Annotated in this window: 17 protein-coding genes and 1 pseudogene; 8 read left to right on the forward strand and 10 right to left on the reverse strand. The window is 50.3% G+C overall.

Annotated elements, in window-relative coordinates; genetic code table 11:
• Window positions 1-50: 50 nt before the first annotated feature.
• Both BM202_RS06725 and BM202_RS06730 read right to left on the reverse strand, forming a co-directional pair.
• Complete coding sequence (locus tag BM202_RS06725) at window positions 51-3,062, reverse strand: SusC/RagA family TonB-linked outer membrane protein (RefSeq protein ID WP_093824275.1); 3,012 nt, start codon at window positions 3,060-3,062, stop codon at window positions 51-53.
• A gap of 189 nt (window positions 3,063-3,251) precedes the next feature.
• On the reverse strand, window positions 3,252-3,989 hold the full coding sequence (locus BM202_RS06730) for an IclR family transcriptional regulator (protein ID WP_093824277.1): 738 nt from the start codon (window positions 3,987-3,989) through the stop codon (window positions 3,252-3,254).
• A 451-nt stretch (window positions 3,990-4,440) separates the two neighbouring features.
• On the opposite strand from BM202_RS06730, the gene BM202_RS06735 reads away from it, so the two are divergent.
• On the forward strand, window positions 4,441-8,616 hold the full coding sequence (locus tag BM202_RS06735; RefSeq protein ID WP_143100645.1) for a hybrid sensor histidine kinase/response regulator transcription factor: 4,176 nt from the start codon (window positions 4,441-4,443) through the stop codon (window positions 8,614-8,616).
• 2 nt (window positions 8,617-8,618) lie between these two features.
• On the opposite strand, the gene BM202_RS06740 is transcribed toward BM202_RS06735, so the two are convergent.
• Complete coding sequence (locus BM202_RS06740) at window positions 8,619-9,821, reverse strand: glycoside hydrolase family 88 protein (RefSeq protein WP_093824279.1); 1,203 nt, start codon at window positions 9,819-9,821, stop codon at window positions 8,619-8,621.
• An 18-nt stretch (window positions 9,822-9,839) separates the two neighbouring features.
• The gene (locus BM202_RS06745) at window positions 9,840-11,024 is read right to left on the reverse strand and encodes an alginate lyase family protein (protein WP_093824281.1); all 1,185 of its coding nucleotides are present in this window, start codon (window positions 11,022-11,024) and stop codon (window positions 9,840-9,842) included.
• A gap of 425 nt (window positions 11,025-11,449) precedes the next feature.
• Between BM202_RS06745 and BM202_RS06755 the strand changes: the two genes are divergently transcribed.
• The 5 genes from BM202_RS06755 to BM202_RS06775 all read left to right on the forward strand — a co-directional run bounded on the left by BM202_RS06755 (window position 11,450) and on the right by BM202_RS06775 (window position 19,534).
• Window positions 11,450-14,494 (forward strand): SusC/RagA family TonB-linked outer membrane protein, encoded by a 3,045-nt coding sequence (locus tag BM202_RS06755; protein ID WP_245776548.1) that lies wholly within the window; start codon window positions 11,450-11,452, stop codon window positions 14,492-14,494.
• A 21-nt stretch (window positions 14,495-14,515) separates the two neighbouring features.
• A complete protein-coding gene (locus tag BM202_RS06760; protein WP_093824287.1) occupies window positions 14,516-15,955 on the forward strand; it encodes a RagB/SusD family nutrient uptake outer membrane protein in 1,440 nt (479 codons plus the stop codon).
• Between the two features lie 477 nt (window positions 15,956-16,432).
• The gene (locus tag BM202_RS06765; RefSeq protein ID WP_093824289.1) at window positions 16,433-17,425 is read left to right on the forward strand and encodes an aldo/keto reductase; all 993 of its coding nucleotides are present in this window, start codon (window positions 16,433-16,435) and stop codon (window positions 17,423-17,425) included.
• 86 nt (window positions 17,426-17,511) lie between these two features.
• Entirely contained in the window at window positions 17,512-18,459 is a 948-nt protein-coding gene (locus BM202_RS06770) for a helix-turn-helix domain-containing protein (protein WP_093825159.1), read from the forward strand.
• 40 nt (window positions 18,460-18,499) lie between these two features.
• Window positions 18,500-19,534, forward strand: a complete 1,035-nt coding sequence (locus BM202_RS06775) for an aldo/keto reductase (RefSeq protein WP_093824291.1) — start codon at window positions 18,500-18,502, stop codon at window positions 19,532-19,534.
• Between the two features lie 52 nt (window positions 19,535-19,586).
• Here the strand turns inward: BM202_RS06775 and BM202_RS06780 are convergent, their stop codons facing one another.
• The 3 genes and pseudogenes from BM202_RS06780 to BM202_RS06790 all read right to left on the reverse strand — a co-directional run bounded on the left by BM202_RS06780 (window position 19,587) and on the right by BM202_RS06790 (window position 20,859).
• Entirely contained in the window at window positions 19,587-19,928 is a 342-nt protein-coding gene (locus BM202_RS06780; protein ID WP_093824293.1) for an EthD domain-containing protein, read from the reverse strand.
• 162 nt (window positions 19,929-20,090) lie between these two features.
• A pseudogene (locus BM202_RS36585) lies at window positions 20,091-20,201 on the reverse strand (SDR family NAD(P)-dependent oxidoreductase); the annotation flags it as partial.
• Window positions 20,202-20,280: 79 nt separating this feature from the next.
• Entirely contained in the window at window positions 20,281-20,859 is a 579-nt protein-coding gene (locus tag BM202_RS06790; RefSeq protein ID WP_093824297.1) for a Crp/Fnr family transcriptional regulator, read from the reverse strand.
• A gap of 304 nt (window positions 20,860-21,163) precedes the next feature.
• Here BM202_RS06790 and BM202_RS37130 point away from each other — a divergent pair, with 304 nt between their 5' ends.
• Window positions 21,164-21,316 carry a hypothetical protein gene (locus tag BM202_RS37130; RefSeq protein WP_177236519.1) on the forward strand — a complete coding sequence of 51 codons (153 nt, stop codon included), beginning with the start codon at window positions 21,164-21,166 and terminating at the stop codon, window positions 21,314-21,316.
• A 91-nt stretch (window positions 21,317-21,407) separates the two neighbouring features.
• Window positions 21,408-21,599, forward strand: coding sequence for a hypothetical protein (locus BM202_RS36590; RefSeq protein WP_143100646.1), 192 nt, complete (start codon window positions 21,408-21,410; stop codon window positions 21,597-21,599).
• Here BM202_RS36590 and BM202_RS06795 read toward each other — a convergent pair.
• From BM202_RS06795 to BM202_RS06800, 3 genes are all read right to left on the reverse strand, one after another.
• Window positions 21,596-21,874, reverse strand: a complete 279-nt coding sequence (locus BM202_RS06795) for a hypothetical protein (protein ID WP_093824299.1) — start codon at window positions 21,872-21,874, stop codon at window positions 21,596-21,598. The two genes, BM202_RS36590 and BM202_RS06795, sit on opposite strands and share 4 nt — an antisense overlap.
• A 178-nt stretch (window positions 21,875-22,052) precedes the next feature.
• On the reverse strand, window positions 22,053-22,223 hold the full coding sequence (locus BM202_RS37135) for a hypothetical protein (RefSeq protein ID WP_177236520.1): 171 nt from the start codon (window positions 22,221-22,223) through the stop codon (window positions 22,053-22,055).
• A gap of 332 nt (window positions 22,224-22,555) precedes the next feature.
• Window positions 22,556-25,171: a cation-translocating P-type ATPase gene (locus tag BM202_RS06800; RefSeq protein ID WP_093824301.1), complete on the reverse strand. Its 2,616-nt coding sequence runs from the start codon at window positions 25,169-25,171 to the stop codon at window positions 22,556-22,558.
• Window positions 25,172-25,189: the final 18 nt, after the last annotated feature.

The raw sequence follows: 25,189 nt of genomic DNA on the forward strand, positions 1-25,189 counted from the left end.
GAATGCTGGTCCACCGCTCTTTCACTCATTCACTCTTTCGCTCCTTGATTTTAAAACCCAACCCTGATCCCGAATGTGACCGATTTAGACGTAGGATAACTGTAATGGTCGATGCCCTGACCGATGGAGTTCGCTCCTCCCTGTGAGTTAACCTCGGGGTCCCACCAGGAGTATTTTGTTACCGTCAGCAGGTTTTGTCCGCTGGCGTAGATTTGTGCCGTACGCATCCAGCTGACACCCAGTGCCTGTAAGGGTAAGTTGTAGGCTAACTGAACGGTTCTCAGGCGTAGATAAGAACCATCTTCCACAAATCGATTCGAATAGTTGTAGCTGTTGGCGCGGGAGATAACCGGATACTTCGCATTTGGATTCGTGGGCGTCCAGTGATTTTGGTACACTTCGCGCGGCATGTTTAGACCAAAGCCGTAGTCAAGCGTATTGTTGATTGAGCTGACGTTGACAAGATTGTTGCCCTGCGTCCCCTGAAAGAATGCGGTGAGGGTAAATCCTTTGAACGACATGACTGAGTTCAACCCATAAATAAAATTAGGATTCGGATTGCCAATAATGGTTTTATCCTGCTGATTGATGACGTTATCGCCGTTCAGATCTTTGTATTTTACTCGCCCCTGATCGGTGTATCCATCCTCTACGTAGCCGTAAAACACGCTCATTGGCTGACCTTCACGCAGCAGATTCGCGGCATCGCTAATCAACGTAACACCGACACTTCCACCCAGAATATCCTGGCCGCCATTGAGTTTTACGACCTTAGAGCGGTTGAACGCAATATTTCCGTTCAGATCCCATTTAAAGGCTTTGTCGATCACTCGGGCCGACAGGGCAATCTCCAGCCCTTTGTTCTGAATTTGCCCTACGTTCCGAATGGTGCTGGTAAAACCAAATCCGCTCGGTAATTGCACTGTATTGAGCAGATCGCGGGTGTTTTTGATGTAATAATCGAGTGTTAATTGAAAGCGGTTATTCAAAAAACCAGCATCAATCCCAAAATCAATCTGCTCTGTCGTTTCCCATTTCAGGTTTCCGGGCAGTTGTGTTCCCGGCGCGAACGTATTATATAGTGCATCGTCGAAAACGGTCTTTCCGGCCGACAGATTATTCAACGTAGCATACGCATTGATAGCCTGGCTACCCGTTAAGCCCCAACTCGCACGTGCTTTCAGATCGGTCATAAATGATATGTTTTTCATGAAAGCCTCTTCTGATACACGCCAGGCCAGTGCGCCCGACGGGAAATAACCCCACTTATTACCTTCGCTGTATTTGCTGGAACCATCAGCACGAATGCTGGCCGTCAGTAGGTATTTATTGTTGAAGCCATAATTGACTCGACCCAGATACGACAGGAGTGTGCTAAGCGCATAACCCGGCGTATCTGGAGCTGCACCAGGAATTCCGGGCGTAGCCGCCGAACCTAGGCTGGCCGTCTCGGTAATGTCACTCAAGAAGCCTACGCCTGATACCCCCAAAGATTTGGTTAAAAAATTCTGATACGTAAAGCCAGCTACAGCCGAAATGTTGTGCTTCTGGGCAATGGTTTTGATGTAGCTGATAGTATTTTCGCTGAGCAGGCTCATGCCCCGTATTGTGGAAACACTCGCACTGCCCTGCGAATTGACAAACTTGGTAGTGGTATAGGTATCCGTACGGTCATCGCTGTTTTCAATACCCCCTGAAATCTTGATGGATAACCCATCGAACGGCTTGAAGGTCAATGCTGCATTGGCCAGTATCCGGTTGGCATCGACATTATCGGAAAACTGCTCCAGGTAATTCAGGGGATTGATCAATACATTGGAAATAAATGGATAGGCCGTTGCCAGAACCCTGTACGAGCCATCATCATTATAGGGAGTAAGCGTTGGCGGGGCCGAAATAGCAGCAGAAATTAACGTACCTCCCCGGTTACCACCCCCCGAATTCTGGCGGCCCGTCAGAATTTTTGTCAATGTAGCGCCGTAGGTCAGATTAAACTTTTTGCTAACGTCCGTCGAAATATTGGCCCGGAGTGAGTAACGTTTGTAATCGCTTCCACGGATTATTCCTTCCTGATTGAAAATACTTCCTCCGACCGAAAATCGCGTTTTCTCGGTACCACCACTAACCGTCAGGTTGTGGGTTTGCATGGGTGCTTTCTGAAATACCAGATTCTGCCAGTCGTATCCATCGCCAAAACTATTAACCTGATCCTGTGTGAAATAAGGCGTTACTTTATCATTGGCGGCCTGTTCGTTATAGAACATTGCATACTCTTTCGCATTCATTAAATCGAGCCTTTTCCGGAGCGATTGAATGCTGTAACTACCCTCATAATCGACGGTCATTTTACCAGCTTTACCCTGTTTTGTTGTGATTATCACCACCCCGTTGGCCCCACGCGATCCATAAATAGCCGTTGCCGACGCATCTTTCAGAATTTCAATGCTCTCGATGTCAGAATTGTTAACGATGGTGGGATTGCTCCCCGACGTTGGGAACCCATCAACTACGTAAAGCGGCTCGTTACTGCCCTGAATGGAATTTGTTCCGCGAATGCGAACACTAATGCCCGCACCCGGTGCGCCCGTATTCTGCGTCACCTGAACCCCTGGTGCCCGACCCGACAGCGCCTGTAATACGTTCGTAGCCGGAAACGCATCGATTTCCTTGCCTTTCACCTGTGCTAACGAACCCGTCAGGTCTGATTTACGGACAGTGCCATACCCAACCACCACTACTTCGTCGAGTTGCCGATCATCGGCCGCCATGTCAACATTAATTGTCGACTGGTTTTTAACGGTAATTTCCTGGTTTAAAAAACCTACTGACGAAAAGACCAACGTAGCATTCGCGGGGTTGGGAATCGTGATTCGATAATTCCCGGAAGCATCAGTAGTGGTGCCGGTGGTTGTGCCCTTAAAAGACACTGTTGTACCGGGTAGAGGAGCCTTATCGCTCGCGCCGGTTACCTGCCCGGATACGACGACGGATTGTGCCCAACTCATGGATGCACAGAGCGTCGTCATACAGGCAATCAGCCACGTAAACGTAAAATATTTCATAAGATTTAGGAATTAATTTTATATTATAAAAATCAATTTTATTCTATTGCAATACTAATGCAGTTTATGGGTTAACTCCAAATAATTTCTTGATTTTTCATAGAAAACTGCATTTGATATTGATAACACATAACTGGATAGACATAAAAAAAAGGCCGAAGCCTTGATTGTATTTTATTTTATATATCTCTATATCAACTTGTTATTGATAGATTTAGCACATTTACGCAGGTCTTGAACAAGTCCCTGCTTATCCATAGCCATGTACCGATACTCAGGTAAATAAATGCTCAGACTGGACACCACAATCCCATTTTTATAGATTGGAACGGCAAGCCCAATAACGTGCCGATTCGGAATTGTTTGCAGCGCCAACTCATCCCGACACATGAGTGCCAGGGCATTAATCAGTTGAGTTTCGGACTGTATTTCAGGCCAGGAATCTCCAGAAGGCAGCCCGTATTTACTGATGAAACGCTGTAGTTTTTCTGGGGACAACATAGCTAGCAGGAGTCGCCCAGAAGCCGAATCGTACACGGGTTTCAGATCAGCAGTGCGTACCTGTAAATCCTGCTCGGCAAACGTTCGATGGATGACAACTCGCTGATTATCTTTGAGTACTGCCAGTAAACAGTTTTCGTTAACCGCTTGTGTTAATACTTCCATTGGCTCACGAGCTGCTTCGAGCAAATCTTTTTGGTACGCTTCGTTGCCGGTCAACGTGTATGCTTTCGCACCGAGTATATAGCCTTTCTTAGCCGCTACCTGTTCTACATAACCGCGTGCTACTAAGGTTTTCAAAATATTGGCACAAGTCCCATGGTTCAGGCCAAGCCCATCAGCTAGTTCTCCCAAAGATTTTGGTTGTTCAGGATCGTTAGCTATTAGTTCTAATAAATCCAGGGCCCGATTAATAACTTGAATCATTAACTATTAATTTTATAATGCAAAATTAGGTTAATAATTAACAAAGTAAAGAGAATAATAGCGTGTCTCAGTAATTCCGTTACAAAGAGAATGCTGTAAAGTATATGAAGTTGGCATCTTCAATAGGCTATAGATGTGATTTGGGCAGATCATGGCTAACGAAGGCCCACTACTTATGGGTACGCCACTGTCTTGGCTTTCCTGCATGAATCTGCCCCCATCCAGTACAACTACCGTCTCTTTCTACAGACCTTAGGATAGGTCTTCGGATGGCTGGGCGACAAAATCGGTGTTAATACTAGCCCTTATCGATACCCGAATAGTTGATATATCCAGTTTTTATACTAGACTTATAGAGTAAAAATAGTATTAAATATGCATTTTAGTGGTCTAACTGTAGTGAACCGGAAAGCAGGATAATCTGGATTCAGAGCAGCGTAGAAAGGCTAAAATGAGTTATACAAAACGTGCGTATATTTTATGGCTGGGCGCGATATGCATTCTTTTTTTCGCACCGCCCGGCACCTGCCAGATAACGGAAAAAACGTTCAGCCATCTTACCGTTGACGAAGGGTTATCCCAGAGCAGCGTGTATGCCATCACACAGGATACCCGAGGTTTCATGTGGTTCGGAACCCGCGATGGGCTCAACCGCTACGACTCTCGTAAGGTGGTCGTTTACCAAAATCAACCTGGGAATAAACATAGCCTCGCATCCAATACGATCAATAGTCTGTTGCTGAACAAACAGGGGCGTTTGTGGATCGGCACTACAAAAGGGCTGGCGCTATACCGACCCGAGCAGGATGATTTTCAGCGTATTTCGGCGGGTGGAATTGCTGCTCACGGACTCCCTGACTCCACCATTAATTCCCTGCTTGAAGATCACCAGCAACGTATTTGGGTGGCTACCCAGGGGGGACTCTATCGGCTGCAAGCAAACAATCCCGACCGAATTGAAAAGCTGACAGACGTAACGCAGGATCATCATAACCTGAATGATCAGCACGTCCGAACATTGTTTGAGGATCAGAAAAGGGATTTGTGGGTGGGTACAGCAGGCGGGTTAACCAAACTCCACCCTACATCGTCAGGGAAGTTTCAATTGACGCATTATTACCTGAAACCCACTGATTCATTATACCACAATGCAACCAATGGAATCAACACGATTGCCGAAGATCGGCTGGGACGTCTGTGGATTGGCACGGAGGGGAATGGTATTGCTTTGTTCGATAAACGGCTGGGGCGTGTTGCTTCCTGGAACCCCATTGCTGGGCTTGATTTGAGTACACAGACCATTCGAACCATACAGCCCGATGGAAAAGGCGATTTCTGGGTGGGCACCATGTCGGGCCTCTATATTGTGGCGCAGGACGGAAGCCTGTTTCAGGCACTGACCAACCAGCCAATTGATCCAAGTTCATTGGGCGATAATTCCGTTCGGTCGGTATTTCGGGACCGCGATGGCTCATTCTGGGTTGGCACGTACTATGGCGGAGTTGATTTGTATAGTCCGTTGGCCCGACAGTTCGGCTCGTTCCGTCCGCTGGACCAGCAGGGAAGGACACCGTTTAAAATTGCGGGGCCTATGCTGCCTGCCCATACGCCAAATCAGCTCTGGATAGGCAGCGAAGATCGGGGCCTTTTCCTGATTAACGCCGATAAAAGCATCGCCCGGCACTACACCCATGATTCGAAGAACAACCAATCATTGACGAATGATAAGGTAAAATGTCTGTTAAATGATGGTTCGGATGGCCTCTGGATTGGCACGATAAAAGGACTCAACTATCTGGATTTTCGTCGGCAAAAAATTACGCAGTATCGGCATGAACCGCACAATCCGCATTCGTTACCCAATGATCGTATTTATGACCTCAAACGCGATGCGCAGGGAACGCTTTGGGTCGTCACAAACCTGGGTGGCCTCTGCCGATTCGACCCAAAAACACAATCATTTGAAAAACTGCCACTGGGGTCTATATCGCCTGGTTCAAGCAACTTAATCTCGTTGCTGATTGATACCAAAGCGACTATGTGGGTTGGGACAACAAACGGTTTATTCCAAAAAAAGCCAGGCCAGGAAACATTTGTCCGCTTTGTTCATGACGACAACGATACGACGTCGATCAGCGTTAGTTACGTTAGCTGTTTTCTCGAAGATCGTCAGCACCGACTTTGGATTGGCACACGCGACGGGGGATTAAACGTGCTATTGCCTGGTAAACAGACATTTCGCCACTTTACAATGGCGCAGGGATTAATCAGTAACACTATTGTTGGCATTCAGGAAGATAGCCGGGGACATCTGTGGATCAGCACCGACAAGGGACTAACCCAATTTGATCCTAATCGGGCCCTATTTTCAAGTTACAATAAATACGATGGGCTGGTTTGTAAAGAATTTACAACCAATTCGACCTACCAGGATGGGCATGGTAACCTCTATTTTGGGGGGTATGATGGCATTGTCCGCTTTCATCCTGACCGCATACGTAGTAACACCATTGTGCACCCGCTGGCATTCACCCAACTGCGCTTGTTCAATGAACCGGTTACAAGCCTATCATCCGATAACGCCGGCGAGTCGGGTATAAACTACGAAAAGGGCCTTACGTTCACGCACCGACAAAATGTGTTTTCGCTGGATTTTGCCGGTTTCAATTACATCAACGCCGACAAAAACCGGTACGCCTACAAGTTGCTGGGCTTCGACAAAGCCTGGAACTACGTGAGCGAACCCCGGGCTATGTACATGAATCTGCCGGCTGGTGATTATGTGCTTCAAGTGAAGGGCACTAATAATGATAATATCTGGAATTCGAAACCGCTGGAATTGAAAATCAGGGTATTGCCGCCTTTTTGGAAAACGACCTGGGCTTATGTACTCTACGCATTAACCTTTCTGGGCTTATTGCAGCTTTGGTCCCTATTCAACCGAAATCGACTGAAACTGGCGCATGAACTGGAAGTTGAACATACCGAGAAAGCCCGGCAACAGGAACTCCATCAGTTGAAGCTGAACTTCTTCACCGAGATCGCCCACGAGATCCGAACGCCACTAACGCTGGTGATGGGTCCTATTGACGTCCTGGCCGACCAGTACGCGGGTGATCCGTTTGTTCGGAAACAAGTATCCATCATGCGGGGAAGCACCGATCGGCTGTTACGATTACTGAATCAGCTCCTTGATTTCAGAAAGCACGAAACCGGGAATATTCAGTTGCAATGGAGACGAACCGACCTGGTCGCGTATTTAAGTAACATTACAGACTCGTTTCATGATCATGCCCGGTCTCGTCAGATAATGCTGACCAATGAGTCGGAAGTGTCTGCTTTACCGACCTGGTTCGACGCTGGGGAAATTGAAAAAGTAGTCTATAATCTGCTTCTGAACGCGGTTAAGTTTACGCCAACGGGTGGCACAATTTCGGTTCGTCTACAGAAATGCAGTACGTTATCTGGCACTGATGGCCATGCACGAATTACGATTGAAGATACGGGTAGTGGCATTCCGGCGGACGATCTGGACCGCATCTTCAACCAGTTCTATCAGGTTGGTCAAACGAAAACGCGTGATTCTGGATTTGGCCTGGGGCTGGCACTCAGCAAGCATATTGTTGAGCAGCACAAAGGGAAAATAAGCGTCGAGAGCCAGGAAAAACGGGTAGGACAAGAGGGGTTTACACGCTTCATCATTTTACTTCCGCTATCCAATCCTGATTTCGCTCATCAAAAAATTGAAGCATCGCTGCCTGAGCAGCATCCGCTGCCATCGCTTCTGCCATCCCTGATTGCTGACTTGACCGATCGGCAAATGGGCCCGGACGATTTGCCAGATTCAGACAGGCCATTAATCATGGTTGTTGATGATAACGACGATATCCGAACGTATATCCGGGATTTATTTTCTGAAACCTGCCAGATAATTGAAGCCGCTGATGGGGCAATCGCCTGGGAAAAGGCAGTGCACGTATTGCCTGATCTGATCATTGCTGATGTGTCGATGCCGGTGATGGATGGCTTTTCGCTAACCCACCACCTCAAATCCGATCAGCGTACCAATCACATTCCCGTTATTCTGCTGACGGCAAAAAATGCGGTAGACAGTCAGTTAACAGGCCTGCAAACCGGCGCTGACGATTACGTAACCAAGCCTTTTCAGCCCGTTTTACTCCAGGCTAGAGTTCGTAATCTGCTACTGCTGAGGGAGCAGTTGAAAACCAAATATCATCAACTCATTACGTTACAGCCACAGGCCCAGGAACTGGACCACCCCGACGAAAAATTCCTGAATCAGTTGATGACCATTCTGGATTCGCACCTCAACGATCCTGAATTTAACGTTACCAGTCTGGTTGGCGAGATGGGGATGAGTCGTCCGGTTTTGTTTCGCAAAGTGAAAATGCTGACGGGTTTGTCGGTCATTGATTTGATACGTACAACCCGCCTGAAAAAAGCAGAACTTTTGCTGAAACAGCGCAAAGCAAACGTATCCGAAATCGCCTTCGCTGTCGGTTTCAGCGATCCGAAGTATTTTAGTCGGGCTTTCCGCGCCCAGTTTGGTCTAACCCCCACCGAATACAGCCAACAAACGGCTGATCAGTTGGAAGAGGTGTTATAAGGCTAAAATAGTGGCTTTTTCTCATTAAGTTTTTTGGCCCGGAGCAGCGCTTCCAGAAAATAATAATCGGCATAAACCAAGGGCACATCGATTTCGCTTGTTTTAGAGCCGGTGCTATGCAGCAACAGGAACCCATGATTTTGACCAACCGGCGACATATACTTTTTTGCCAGGCTACTAATTACCTGATCAGCTTTAGCGCGGTACGCTGATGTGGAGCTATACGTACTAAGCTCATACAAGGCTGAGGTCATGACCGCAGCGGCCGATACGTCGCGGGGTTCGTTCGGAATACCGGGTGCATCGAAGTCGTAATAAGGCACCAGATCGGCGGGCATGTGTGGGTGGTTGAGCATGTAGCGGGCAATCGCTTCGGCCTGTTTCAGAAATTGGGGATCTTTCGTCTCCCGGTAACACATTGTATACCCGTATAAGCCCCATGCCTGCCCCCGCGACCAGGCCGACTCATCACTGTAGCCCTGGTGCGTATTTTTCTTGAGCACCTTCCCCGTTAGCGTATCATAATCCACTACGTGATAAGAGCTATTATCTGGCCGGTAATGATTTTGTATCGTCGTTTTTGCGTGCGTGACCGCAATTTTATAGAACGTAGAATCGCCCGTCAGGCGGGTGGCGGCAAACAGGAGTTCCAGATTCATCATGTTGTCGATGATGACGGGGCATTGCCAGACTTCCTTGTGGTGGTCCCATGACCGAATGATGCCCGCTGTTGGTTTAAACCGTTTTATCAGACTTCGTGCCCCCTGAATAATAACGTCCCGATACGCCTTGTCGCCCATCAACCGATAACCATTTCCATAGCTGCAATACAGCTTGAACCCCATGTCGTGCGTACCGGCATTCATTTTCTCGCTTTCCAGGTTGGCCGTATAAAGCCGCGCCTGATCGGCCCAAGTACGCTGACCCGTGTACTCATAGAGATACCATAATTCGCCGGGGAAGAAACCGCTCGTCCAGTCGCGGGCGGGCACCAGTTGTAGCGCGCCCGTTTTGTCGAGTGTTCGGGGTGATACCAGCGCAACTTTACTGCCTGCCGATTTCTTCGCAGCCTCTATTTCTTTAAGCATAAGTTGCGTTTGCTGTTGAGCCTGATTAAAGGCTGTCTTGATCAGGAAATCTGGTACAAAGGCTGCCAGGAAGCAGGCTATAACAAGGGATGCGAAAATGAATCTACCTTTTTTCATGCGTCTGTTTGGCTGGGTTTAGTTTAGCCAGATAATTGGATTGCGAATGGGCAGGTTACGTAGCACTTCGTCCACCTGCGGATTATGGTCCAGTTTCGTCCAGGTGTCGAACCATTCGTTTTGGCCGAACGTAATAGCACCGAATACCAGAAATGGGTGGGCTACGGGCCAGTCGTTCCAGTACATCACATCCGGTTTCAGTGGCCACTTCGCTTTAGACTGAACAAAGGGATACAGGTACGTAATACCCTGTCGGATGGTACGTCCGTCGGCAGTCTGATACGTCCAAAGATTGTCGGTAGGTATCGATGCGATCTGACAGATCGTCGTCATCGCATCCAGATTAAACAATGAATAGCCGTAGGGTTTGGTCCGACGAAGCTCTTGCGGAAAGCTCCCATCTGCCGCCATCTGATCAGGTAATAAACTGTTTTTGTAGCGATTCCGGCAGACGTTCAATAGCGAGTCATTGTTGGTGAGTCGGGCAAAAGCAGCTACCTGCATCACCCAGCAGGTGCCGTGGTTATTTTTGGCGTTCATCTCATCCTTGCCATACGGGTGTGTCGTGAGCCAGGTCAGATAGTCCGCAAACCAGCGCCGAATAGCCAAAACAGATTGCTTATCAATGTTTTTGGCTTTTTCCATAGTACGTAGTCCCTGCGCTACTTCCATCAGGTGAATGGTGTCGATAATGCCGATACCTCGCCCGGTGAATCGTCCTTTTATCGCCTGTGCATACAAAAGGGAGGGAGTCATGCGGGTAGCTGGGTCAACAAACCAGGCGTTGAGATGCCGAAACGCCTGCTGAATATACCGTTCATCATGGGTCAGGACGTATGCCGAAGCCAGAGCGCCAACGATGCGGCTAAAGCGAATTAGGGCTTGCCGGTGCGCCACGAAATTGTTCGGGTTCGTCAGGCCATCCCGTTGAATATACGGCCCATCAAGATTTGTCGAATCCGGCCACCAGTAATCGCCCTCCGAAAAGAAATCATGTCTGCCGCCTGCGCTCCGGGGCGAGGTTTGGGCCGTTACCGTAACGGGTTGTTGCTGCATGGCCCACTGGGCTTCGGCCAGATTATGCGGTTTCAAGGTCGCGATGACAGCGGTTTTGGATGGACCGGAAACGAACGACTGGGCACAAGCCACCACGGCCGGATACGGGCTAATGAGGACAAGAAAAAGGAGTAGCCGCTTTTGCATCGGGATGAGTAGAGAAGAAGGGTTGACCGACTGTTCCTGTTCGATCGGATGAGCTGTCTAAAGCACGATCGATAGCAGATACAGGAGCAATGAAACAAGTAGCATCACTGATCCAATTTCGGCAAAGGTTACTACAAATCTATTTTTTCTCACATGGATTATCCCTTACAACTATTGGACATGCAAGTTTAGTTACGTACAATTTTTTCTTGATAGCGTCTAATGATCTAAAGGGTGGACAAATCGTTCAAAGGCGTGAAAAACCGTTCAAAGAGGTGGACAAACCGTTCGATTTAGATTATTTCGACATTTTTTAGGCTCTTGCTAATTAATATTGTCTTCATAAAATGAGTAAACCGAATTTTTTTTAGTCAACAAATCCGATGAGAATCGATGACATTACGTATCCTATTGATCTAAGTCCTATGAAAAGAAATAGTATTCATAGAAGCCGGTGGATCTGGTTCGCCTTGCTGGTATGCCTGCAATTCCCTTTGCTGTTGATGGCTCAGCAATCCGCCCCGGTTTCTGGGAAAGTAATTGGCGCTACTGGGGAAGTTATTCCCGGAGCGAACGTCGTTGTGAAAGGCACAACCACCGGAACCTCCACCAATGCGCAGGGTAATTTTAGTCTAAACGCTCCGTCTGACGGTACGTTGGTTATTTCGTCGCTGGGCTTTATTTCGCAGGACGTAGCCATCGGCGGTCGTAGCCAGCTGACAGTTAAACTGGTCGACGATCAGAAAGCACTGGAAGAAGTGGTGGTAGTGGGGTACGGTACGCAGCGGAAAAGTGATGTGACCGGGTCTCTTTCGTCGGTAACTGCCAAAGAAATTAAAGCCCTTCCGGTAACGGGCGTCGGGCAAGCGCTACAGGGCCGGGCCGCCGGGGTGCAGGTGACGCAGGCATCCAACGCACCGGGCGGTGGCGTAACGATCCGGATACGGGGTGGTAATTCCATCAACGCCGGTAACGAGCCGCTGTATGTAATCGACGGGTTTCCGGTTTACAACGAAAGCGGTGCCAACCTGAACCCGAACGACATTGAGTCGATGGAAATCCTGAAAGATGCGTCGGCCACGGCCATTTACGGATCACGGGGTGCCAACGGGGTGGTACTGATCACGACCAAACGTGGGAAGTCGGGTCAAAATCGCATTGAATTTGAGACCTATTACGGGATTCAGCAGGTGCGAAAAAAACTGCCGATGCTAAACGCGACGCAGTACGCTACGCTGGTGAACGAAGCCAATGTAAATGCGAGCAGGCCCCCGGTTTTTACGGATGCGCAAATCGCTGGTTTTGGCGAGGGAACCAACTGGCAGGATGAAATTTTTCGGGATGCACCCATTCAAAATTACCAGTTGACGGCTTCGGGCGGTTCAGATAAAACGCGCTATGCCGTTTCGGCCAACTACCTGAATCAGCAGGGTATTATCATCAATTCGAAATACGATCGGGCTTCGTTTCGGTTCAATTTCGATCATAAAATCAATGATAAATTCAACATTGGAACCAGCCTGAACGTCATCCGGAGCCGCAACAACGCCGTTCCGACGGATGCGGATGGGGGAACAAGCGGAACCGTGGTGTATAGCGCCCTGAATTTCTCGCCCACGCAACCGGTTTATAACCCGGACGGTACGCTGGTGGTATTCAATACGCCCGGTCGGATTCAGATTGGTAGTCCGGTGGCGCAGGCGTTGGGAACCTACAACCTGACCGTCGGTACGCGGATGATCGGGAGCGTATTTGCCGACTACAGAATTCTGCCCGGTTTAACGTTCCGGACGAGTTTCGGGGCTGATGTGAATTACTCCAAACGTAGCTTGTATCTATCGCGGAACACCGCAACCGGTACGCAGCTAAGTGGTCAAGCGTCGATCATAAACAACCAATCGTCGACCTGGCTGAATGAAAATACGCTGACCTACAACAAAACATTTGCCAGGGTTCATAACCTGACGTTCCTGGCGGGCTATACCATGCAGGGCAACCGGTTTGAAAGTGTCGAAGCACGTTCGCAGGGATTTGCCAACGACATTCTGACGTACGAAAACCTGGGCTCAGCTTCCACGGCTCTGGTTCCGGCTTCGTCGGCCAGCAATTGGCAGCTTAACTCATACATTGGTCGGGCTAATTACGATTATGCCGGTAAATATTTGCTGACCGCTACTGTGCGGGCCGATGGATCATCCCGGTTTGGTTCCAGTAACAAATGGGCAGTTTTTCCATCGGCTTCGGTGGCCTGGCGGTTGACAGAAGAGAATTTTCTGAAAGGCAACACTGTCATCAACGACCTGAAATTGCGGGTTAGCTACGGATTGAGTGGTAATCAGGAAATTACGCAATATCAATCGTTGGCGACGCTGGGAACCCAGAATGCCAACTTCAATAATACCGTTGTGATTGGCATTGGACCGTCGCGGGTGGCCAACCCGGATTTGCGCTGGGAAACTACGGCTCAGACGGATATTGGTATCGATGTGGGTGTGCTGAACAACCGGATCACCCTGACGGCGGATTATTACAACAAGAAAACGACCGATCTGTTGCTATCGGTGCCGCTGCCCTACGTTTCCGGCTACGCGTCGGCGCTGCAAAATCTGGGTAGTATCCGCAACCAGGGTTTCGAGCTGGGAATCAACTCGACCAATCTGAACGGCGCTTTCAAATGGACGACGGCGTTCAACATTGCCGCCAACCGCAACAAGGTGTTGAACCTGGGCGATCAGACGGAGTTTGCTGCGGGTGATGCCAGCGGACACCTTCAGTTACCAAACTCGGGTCTGGTTCGGGTTGGTGAGCAGATTGGTTTGTTCTACGGGTATCAATCGAGCGGAATTTTTCAGAACCAGACCGAAGTGGATGGCTCGGCGCAAAAAACCGCTAAACCAGGCGACCGTCGGTATGTAGACCAAAACAGCGACGGAGCAATCAATGCCAGTGACCGCGTCATTCTGGGATACGCCCAGCCGAAATTATACGGCGGTATCACCAATACATTCTCCTACAAAGGCGTCGAGCTGAGCGTTTTCATGCAGGGAACGTCTGGTAACAGCATTTTCAACATTAACCGGTTTGAACAGGAATCGCTGACGGGGGTAAGTAATCAATCGGCAGAAACCCTGAATCGCTGGACACCGACCAACCCAAGCAACGAGATTCCGCGTGCCAATGCCGTTGGGAATGCCTATGTGCTGTCGAGTCGTCAGATCGAAGATGGATCATACCTGCGGGTGAAAAACATCAACCTGTCGTATACGTTGCCAGCGTCGCTGGTGAGCAAAATCAAACTCTATAACGTGAAAGTATACGTCAGCGCCCAAAACTGGATCACATTCACTACGTACAGCGGTTTTGATCCTGAAGTGAACCGGTTTGGACAAAGCACACTAAGCCAGGGTAGTGACTACGGTAGCTATCCGGGTAATAAAATGATTCTGGCCGGACTGAACATCGGACTCTAACCTGCCTTCTTTTAGCTATTTATGAAAACGAATCGAATCTTGTTAGTGGCCACGCTGGCGCTTGGGCTGGGGGCCTGTTCGCTGGAAGAAACGCCACCTTCGTCGCTGGCTCCGGTCAATTTTTATACGAATGCGAACGATGCTACGGCGGCTGTCAATGCCGTCTATGACATCTCCAACCAGGTGGGCGACCAAAGCCGGAATTTCATCATTATGGGCGATTTGCCGTCGGATGATATGGACCCCCTGCTGAACAATGCCGACCGGGTGCAGCTCTGGAGTTTCCAGACGATTGCCACCAATAGTGTGGTATCCCAAACCTGGCAGGTGATTTACCAGGGTGTCAACCGCGCCAACACCGCCATCGACCGGATTCCGGGGATTCCGATGGACGAAACGCTGAAAAAGCGGCTGATTGGTGAAGCGAAATTCCTGCGCGCCTATTATTATTTCTACCTCGTGCGCTGGTATGGCGGGGTACCGCTGATTTTGACTGAAACCCAGTCATTGAGTGTCGGAAAAGACGTAGCCCGTGCGAGCGCCGACGAAGTGTACGCGCAAATTATTAAAGACCTAGCCGATGCTGAAACCTCCCTGCCGGACAAGTTTAGCGGTGCCGATCTGGGCCGGGTGACGGCTGGTGCCGCCAAGTCGATGCTGGCGCGGGTTTATCTGACTCGCAAAGATTTCGCCAATGCCCGCGCCAAATCTAAAGAAGTGATTGACAATGCTGCCAAATATGGGTACGGCCTGTTCGACAAGTACATCGACGTTTTTGCCATTTCGAATAAAAACGGCAAAGAGTCTGTTTTCGAGATTCAGTTTGTGGGTGGAGGTAGCGGCCAGGGCAGTGGGATGGTGACCTATTTTGCGCCGGAAAACTCACCCATTACGGGCCGGGGTTTTGGCTCATTTATTCCGACGATGGATTTGTACAACAGCTTCAAAACCGGTGATAAACGCAAAGAACTGTTCATCAATTCATACGTCGATGGTGCCGGAAAAACCGTCAATACGTTTCAGCACTTCAACAAATACGTTGATCCGGCGGCTAAAGCGTTCGGTGATGCCAACAACAACTTTCCGATCATTCGGTACGCTGATGTGTTGATGATGTTTGCCGAAGCTGAGAACGAAATCAGTGGCCCCACGGCTGCGGCTGTGGATGCCATCAATCCTTTTCGTCGCCGGGCTTTCGGTTTTCCGTTAACTGGAACCTCATCGGTCGATTTCACGACCGCTTTGACCAAAGATACCTTTCGGCAGGCCATATGGGATGAACGACGGTGGGAATTCAACGCCGAAGGCCATCGCTGGTTTGATCTGGTACGAACCGATCGTCTGGTGCCACTGCTGAAAGCGAAAGGTAAAACCAGCATCACTGAAACGCACAAGCTGTATCCCATTCCGCAGCGCGAACGCGATCTGAACCCGACCCTTACGCAGAATCCGGGCTATTGAGTAACCGCGTCATTAACCCTTGCAAAACCGTCAGAAACAGCCGTATAGCTTGTTTCTGACGGTTTTGTCTATATCAGGAAAGACAATAAGGGGGAGGTTTTGCTGAACGATTTTTACAACTTGGAGTAATTAAATGACGCTAAAATTGAACGAAATTTGAGTGAGAATTCATAGGTACGTTTTACTACGAGTCAACTCAATGTTGATGATGTCAGGCCGGAGCGGACACTGTTTTTATCGAAGCGGTTTCGTAAGCTTAACCCAGATGAATTCCCCTTCGTAGGTTCCCCAATGGGCACACCCACGATCCGATGTGTACCTGTTCTTACCTTGCTAGGCGAGTTATCTACGTCTGTTCTGCCTGCCCTCGTTATAGGTCCGCGTTTTGTATTGCAGAAACCGCGATTTGTTTAGCTGCCAGGGAGGACCTTACCCTGATCTTTGTATCGTAACTAATGGAGTAAACCACAATACGATATGAACACACTAAAAAAAGTAGCTTTAGGAAGTCAGGGATTAACTGTATCCGTAGAAGGATTGGGCTGTATGGGTATGACCGACTTCCCCGGCGGCACAGTATACGGTACGCCCGACAAACTCGAAAGCATAGCCACGATTCACCGGGCGCTTGAACTCGGGGTAACCATGCTCGACACGGCTGATGTGTACGGCCCCTTTACCAACGAACAGTTAGTGGGCAAAGCCATAGCGGGCAAACGCGACCAGGTCACGATTGCCTCCAAGTTTGGTTTCGAGGTTGACGACACCGGCACGATTACCTACGCCTTTAATGGACATCCTGCTTACGTCCGAATGTCTATTGAGCGATCATTGAAGAACCTCAAAACAGACTACATCGATCTTTATTACCTGCACCGCCTGGACCCCAACACACCCATCGAAGATACCGTGGGCGCGATGGCTGATCTGGTTCAGGAAGGGAAGGTTCGGTATCTGGGCTTGTCGGAAGTGCCTTCCGACATTATTCGTCGGGCGCATGCGGTACACCCTATTACGGCCATCGAGAGCGAGTATTCGCTGTTCGATCGGGGGGTAGAGGTAACGGGCGTGCTGGAAACAACGCGGGAACTGGGTATCGGCTTTGTGGGCTACTCGCCTTTAGGACGAGGCTTTCTGTCGGGCGCGATTAAATCGCCGGACGATTTCGAGCCGAATGATTCACGCCGGATGTTTCCCCGCTACCAGGGCGACAACTTTTACAAGAACCTGGAGTTAGTTACTAAGCTGGAATCAATGGCTAAAACGAAAGGGGTTTCGGCTTCGCAACTGGCCCTGGCCTGGGTACTCGCTCAACAGGTGGTCGCTATACCCGGAACGAAGAGACGATCATACCTGGACGCGAATGTTGCCGCTGCCGATATCACGTTAAGTACCACGGAGCTAGACGAACTCGATGCTATTCTGCCGGTAGGCAGCGTAGCGGGGTCAGCTTACCCGGTTTTTAGTTAACCAGATCCAGTTTCAGGTTGTTGGTGAACCCATCCGGGCAAATTGACAACCCGACACGGATCATAACGAACCGTTTATTTTTACGGATGAAACACACGACCAACGACATTCAGACGCTGCATACCGTCACCGAATACACCCGGTTCTACGACCTGCCCGCACCCGCACATCCGTTGCTTACCCTGATTGACCTGGGAGCGGCTAACCAACAGGCGGTGGCCCGTGGCGGAAAGGGGGTACACAAACCGGTAGCCCTCCAGCTATACACCGTTTTTTTAAAACGAAATCTGAATGGCTTGCTGTATTACGGCCATCGTCCCTACGATTTCAGTGAGGGGGTCATGGGTTTTTCAGCGCCCGGTCAGGTGTTCGCCGTCGATCCGTCCCTGGATACCACCCAGGTGACAGGCTGGATGCTGGTGTTTCACCCGGACCTGCTGAGAAAATACCCGGTAAGCAAACGAATAGGCAGCTACGGTTTTTTCGCCTATGCCGTGCATGAAGCACTCCACCTGTCGGAACAGGAAGAAGTTCAGCTCGGCCGATTGCTCGACAACCTGCGGGCGGAGTGCGACCGACCGATCGACGCCTTCAGTCAGGACGTATTAGTCGGCCAGGTTGACTTGCTGTTGACCTACGCCGACCGTTTTTACACCCGGCAGTTTGTTACCCGGCGTTCCGTCGAACACGACCGTGATGAGGGATCGCTTTTGAGCCGGTTCGAGACCGCGCTGACGGACTATTTCGCGCAGGAGACTGATCACCCCTTACCAACGGTCCAGTTTTTCGCCGATAAACTGAACGTATCACCTGCCTACCTGAGCGATCTGCTACGTATCCTGACGGGTCAGAACACGCAGCAACATATTCACCATGCCCTGATCGAAAAAGCCAAACGGCTGCTCCTGACGACGTCTCTGTCGGTCAACGAGACGGCTTTTCAGCTGGGCTTCGAATACCCGCAGTATTTTAGCCGCCTGTTCAAAAGTAAGACGGGCCTCAGTCCGGTGGCTTTCCGATTCTCGGCGCAATAGCGACTCCGCTCATCTTTTTGACTAATAAACAACAGCTACAATGAAACTGACTGATTATCGTACACTGGGTCGCTCCGGCCTTGTGGTGAGCCCTTTATCCCTGGGCACCATGACCTTTGGGAACACGGCCTGGGGCTCGCCTGACGACACCTCCCAACTGATCTTTAATCAGTACGTCGATGCCGGGGGCAACTTTATCGACACCGCCGATGTCTATTCCGGTGGCCGCAGTGAAGAACTCGTCGGGCAGTACATTGCCGATCGAGGGCTACGTGACCAGGTGGTGCTGGCAACCAAATTCGGATTCAACACGCAACCAGGCAACCCGCACGCGGGGGGCAACGGGCGCAAGCATATTCATCAGGCCCTCGAAAGCTCCCTGCGTCGGCTGAAGACCGACTACGTGGACCTTTACTGGCTGCACGTCTGGGATATGGTGACGCCCGTGGAGGAGGTGTTGCAAACGCTGGGTGCCCTGGTGCAGGCGGGTAAGATTCGGTACGTTGGTTTTTCGGACATGCCCGCCTGGTACACGGCCAAAGCGGCTACGTTAGCCGCCGTTCATCAGGTACCCGGCCCCATTGCCATGCAGATGGAGTACTCGCTGGTGGAGCGCATGGTGGAACAGGAGCACATTCCCGCCGGTCGCGAATGTGGACTTAGCCTATCGCCCTGGAGTCCGCTGGCGGCTGGCTTTTTGGCGGGCAAGTATCAACGGACCAATGCCGGCGCCAGCGGGCAGGGACGACTGAGCGGCTCTAATCCCTTTGGTAATTCTAAATTCACCGATCGAAACTGGCAAATCCTGGACGTACTTCGTACCGTGGCCGGTCAACTAGACGCCCCCCTGGCTTCTGTGGCCCTGGCCTGGCTTCTGGCGCAACCGGGCGTGACCGCGCCGGTCATGGGCGCCCGCCAAATCCAGCAGCTTCGGGATAATCTGTCGGCACTCACGATCCAGTTTACGGCTGATCAACTTGCGGCCTTAAAGGACATTTCCAGACCAACCCTGTTTTTTACGTCGGGCCTGAAAAAGATGATCTTCGGAGGAGAAACGGTTCAGGCCGGGCAATAGCAGGCCTTTTTTCGAAAAGATAGAGCTCAACGCACCCAGGTACGTCATTCCGTTACAGCACAGGGTTCTCGGAACATACCAAAAAACCACAGCCTCCCATGTCCAGAAATTTCGCTTCATCGGGTCGTACCAGGGCCAGATACCGCTCGGACATGAATACCTGTCCCATGGCCGCTTCATTGTCGAACCATAACTCCGTTATGCCGTCGTAAGCTTGGGGCGGCATACCCGGCAACGCAATCGGCAAGGAATGGCATTGTACATATCGGCGTACATGCTGCTGTACTTCAGGCAGGGAAATGAACAACGGAGCATGTTTGGTCTTGTGATACGTGACAAACTCGTCGTGACTTAAGTCCGCGCGTTTGCGCAGGAGAATCGTGAATTTTACCATCGATAAATCGAGAAAAAAGATGAAAAATGAGTGTGTCTGGATTGAGTCAATCGTGGAGTTGATCTTGTCGGGCTAGTGCCCGGCTATCGTTGACGCATGACGAACGTAGAGATCGCCAGTAATAATCGGGGGGAGGGCGTCAGCCCGGTACTGATGGCAAGTAGCCACCAGAATCAGATCAATCCCATCTCGGGCGAACAGGGTAGCCAGTTCATAGCCTATCCCGCCCGACGCGCCGGTGATGAGTGCCGTTTTTCGTTTTGTGGTCGTCATTTGTTTGTGTTTGTTAGGCACAAAGGTCGACCACCACAAACACCCAAATCGTTGACGTAAGGTAAGAAAGGCTGGGCTGTTAGGGCTGACTTAACCGCTTGCGGATTCGGCTCAGTGATTCAGGTGTAACACCCAGGTAAGAGGACAGATGAAACTGAGAGATATGGTTGACCAGGGCCGGTTGCGTGGCGACCACGTGCAGATACCGTTGTTCGGGCGATAAAAATTGGAGGAGTTCAATTCGCTCGTTGACCTGCTGGTAAACCTGCTCGGCCATCAATCTTCCGAAGCGTTCCCAGTTGCGCGATTGTTGATAGGCTTGTTGCACATCGCCGTAGCTGAAAGCGAATCCCTGGGCATTTTTCATCGCCTGCCAGTAGTAATGGGAGGGCTTGCGGCTCAGAAAGCTTTGAAAGTCGACCATGAAATTAGTTTCAAAGGCAAATCGGTAATTGATCTCCCGGCCGTCGGGGTCAACGTAGTACATGCGGAATACGCCGTGCGTTAAAAAGTAAATGTTATTACACACCCGACCGGGCTCCAGCAATGTTTGCCCTTTGGGTATGGAAAAGGTGGAGGTCATGGCGTCTAGCAAGGCAAAATCGTCGTCAGTCATGGGCAAAACCGCATTGACAGCTTCTTTAAGTGCTTTGTTCATTGACTTGATTGACCGGGTAGATTCATGTTTCGTTTGACCCTGATATCGCCTTTCCAACTTCTTAAACGTAAGCGAAAACCCGATTGATGTGGTTTTATGAATGCCAGCTTATTATATAGGTTTGGCTGGCGGCTACTAGTGAACCGTTAAATCATGTGTTGCGGATAAGACCAGTAGCTCCAACAAAGCTCATTAACAGGCTCTTACTAACTACTATCCTGCTTTTCAGCACAACATTCCGTGTTTTGGCTACTTCTCTGGTTTCATACAAATATGAGTTTTGCGACAACAAACTCATATTTGTATGAAGATTAGAATAACCGACTCTTTAAGAAGCATCAGTAAGCCACTGGCTCACGGATTAGTACCGCAGGGCATGCGGTTACGGTCGTTTGTAACAAACCCGAACGACAAAAAGAGATTGAAGCCATTGGAGCAAAAGCGGCCATCGGTATGAAGAATAGTCCACTCGATGAGGTCGTCAGCAATTTTCAGACTAAGACCCAGAAGCTGCTTAAGCACTAACGAATCACGGCCTAGTTAACCGGTTGAAAACCAATTCTGGCGTCCAATGGATTAACTCGCTGGCCGAGCTCACTCGTTCGATCGGTCAGCTACCTGATAGTCTTTTGATCGGTTTACAGATGGACTCGGGCGTTCGCCTGACAAAAAAGACAGCCTCGCAACGAAGGAAACCAATTCATCTGAGCTTACTTTATCAATATCCGACCTGGTGTTAAAAGCGGGGCATTGTTCCTGTTAACGGGTTAGGGTTATCCGATGACAGGATCGAAGTGGGCAGGCTTACCCGGGTTAATAAGTGAAATAACGGTTCGACAACGGGCGTGCCCAGTGGGGTTCTGGACGCTCCGCTCAGCAAATTCCGGCCTGCAATCGTGTCGGGCAGCAACAAGGGGCCATAGCTCCGGATTACCCCATCGACGGTACAAAGGCCATAATGTTGGTGAAGAACCTTAGTGCCCTGTTTAAGTTGATAAACTTGTTTGACGTTCATTCGCTTTGTTGTTTATATCACAACGGCTACCTCCATTCATACGTTCGTTTCATCAGGCGAATCGGTACGTAGGAGGATTGATTCTCGAAATACGCTCGTTATAACGGGTTGCTAGCCCTAAATCTTCCCCAAAACTAGTCGTAATAGCCTAGATCACGACTGGTTTTTGGGTGGGTTGTTACTCAGCCTTCTCATCCTGGGGGGGCGCTTTTGCTGACCGCTCCTGGTCTCCCTTCTGCGCTTTCTCGGCGTCTGTTTGCTCCCTGGCGAGTTCTTGAAAAAGATCCTGCTGCTGGTGTTCAAGATCCTGCTGATCCTCTTTCCGTGTATCTTCGTCTTTGTCAGCCATAGCTATGGATTTTTTTGTATATAATTGACTAAATTAAAACAAATAAAAGCACTTATACAGACGGCTAGGTACTAAAATACGAACGTGCCTATGATAACACCTCATGGTTCCACTAGCGCAATTTTACAACCCATTGCTCAGCCAGGGTTTTGTGGCTATCCGTAAAGTAGGATATCGACCATTTCCTTGATTGAATTTGCTCATCTATTTACCGCTACGGCATCTGTACCTGGAGAGAAACGTAGCTGATTGTGCAGTTCATCGGCGATGATACGAACGCATACTTTTTTAGTTCACTTGCCGAAAAAGGGCGTGGGATTACAAACGCTCAGTTAACTAGCCAGCGGGTTTGGTTTAGGCAGGTGATTACTGATCGACACCGCCGTCTTACGCCGAATCAGTTTTTCGAGCTCGACGGCCCAGAACGTACTGCTCGAAACGACCAGGGTTATCCCTAACTCAACGACTGTTAAGGGTTGGGTGCTGAACAGGGTATTGAAAAATGGCGCGTAGATGATCAGTAACTGGAGGACAACGGAAAAAACTACGGCCCCCAGCATGGGTTTATTGGAAAACAAACCGATACGGAAAACCGACTCCCTACGGGAACGTATGGCCAGGGCGTTTCCCAATTGACTGAAACAGAGCACTGTAAAGGTCATCGTTTGCCAGTGCCCAATGCCGCTATGAATCGACCAGGCTTCGATGCCGATGGTAGCTCCCCCAATCAGCAAACCGACCCACAAAATGAACCAGCCCAGTCCATCGGCAAAAATGGTTTGCCGGGGATCAATGGGTGGGCGTTTCATACTATTCCGTTCGGCGGGCTCGTAGGCCAGGGCCAGACCGGGCAGGCCATCGGTCAACAGATTGATCCACAGAATGTGAATCGCCAGTAAGGGAATGGGTAAACCGAAAAAAGGGGCCAGAAAGAGCGCCCAGATTTCACCCGCGTTGCCCGACATGATGTAGCGAATAAATTTCAGGATGTTGTCGAAGATGCGTCGCCCGTGTTTCACGGCTTTAACGATGGTGGCAAAGTTGTCATCCAGCAGAATCATGTGGGCGGCTTCTTTGGCCACTTCCGTGCCCGTAATACCCATAGCAATCCCGATGTCGGCGTTTTTAAGGGCTGGGGCGTCATTGACACCGTCGCCGGTCATGGCCACGAACTGGTGCCGGGCTTGCAAGGCGCTGATGATCCGTAACTTCTGTTCAGGATCGACCCGGGCATACACCCGCACTTTTTCGACGATGGCGTCGAACGCTGGCTCATCCATCTTAGACAATTCCGGCCCCGTCAGCACCAGATCATCGACCGACGAAATGATGCCCAGCGTTTGGGCGATGGACTTGGCCGTTAGTTTATGATCACCCGTAATCATCACGGGAATAATACCGGCGGCTTTGCATTCGGCAACGGCCCGTTTGGCTTCCTGGCGGGGCGGATCGATCAGGCTGGCAAACCCGATAAAAAATAAGCCCGATTCCAGGGTGGCGGGCACTACGTTCTGGGGCAGTTCGGGCAGAAGTTTACCCGCGTAGCCCAGCATTCGGTAGCCCTGTTCGGCCAGCGCGTCGACGCGCTGCCGCAGATCCGGAATGCTGGATTCCTGGCCCGCGTCCAGTTGATCGAACAGTACGCCGACGGCTCCTTTGGTAATGCACAGGACTCCGTGCGGGGTTTGATGCAGGGTTGTCATGCACTTGCGCTGGGAGTCGAAGGGTAGTTCAGCGATACGCGGAAATTGGGTTTCGAGCTTCATTCGCTCGTATTCCCTACCAGCTGCATAGTGAGCCAAAGCTACTTCCGTGGAATCGCCCAGCCAGTTACCCTCCTCATCTTTTACAACGTCATTGTTAAGCGCCATCGCCGTCAGTAGCCCGTTACTAATGGCTAGTACGGGCAGAGCGAATGTCGGCGATTCATAGATTTCCTGTACGGTCATCTTGTTGAGCGTCAGGGTGCCGGTTTTATCGGTGCAGATGTAGGTGACTGACCCCAGTGTTTCCACAGCAGGTAGTTTGCGGATCAGCGCGTGGCTTTTCACCAATCGTTTGGCTCCCAGTGCAAGGGCAATCGTCACCACGGCGGGCAGGGCTTCGGGAATGGCCGCCACGGCCAGTGAGATGGAAACCAGTAACAAATTCAACAGGGGCTCGCCCCGTAGCCAGCCGACTCCAAAAAAGATCAAACAGAGTACCAGAACCGCCATCGATAAGCTCTTGCCAAATACCGCCAGGCGTTTCTGGAGGGGCGTAGCCGTTTCGTCCGATTGAACCAGAGTGGCAATCCGGCCCAGCTCGGTGTTCATGCCGGTAGCCACGACATAGGCCGTGGCCCGCCCGTTGGTCACAAATGTACCTTTGTAGCCCATGTTCAACCGGTCACCCAGTGCATAATCGCCATCGGGAAGCATATCCGGATTTTTCTCGACATTGGTTGATTCCCCCGTCAGCGACGATTCATCGACTTTCAGGGCGTGTGCTTCGATAAAGCGAACATCGGCAGGAATGATATTTCCGGCTTCCAGTAACGTCACATCGCCGGGTACCAGATCGGAGGCTTCCACCTTGGTAGCCTGATTATTTCGCAACACCTGTGCCTGGCTGGACGCCATTTTTTTGAGGGCTTCCATCGCCTTATCCGCCCGATATTCCTGCACAAATCCGATGATGGCGTTCAGGATGATAATGGCCAGAATAACATAGGTGGATTTTACTTCGCCCACCACCCCCGAAATAATAGCCGCTGCGATGAGTACCAGAATCATGACATCCGTCAACTGATGAAGCAGGATTTGCCAGACGGTTTTCTTCCTGGTGTCCGCAAGCTGGTTTCTGCCGTATTCCGCCAATCGTTGCCGAGCCGTGTCGGGGTCAAGTCCGGCGGATGACGTCTTCAGCGAGCGGGCTACCTCAGCAATTGGCACTACGTAGTAATCCATAACCGAGTTGTTGAGTAG

Source organism: Spirosoma endophyticum (assembly GCF_900112365.1).
GTDB lineage: Bacteria > Bacteroidota > Bacteroidia > Cytophagales > Spirosomataceae > Spirosoma > Spirosoma endophyticum.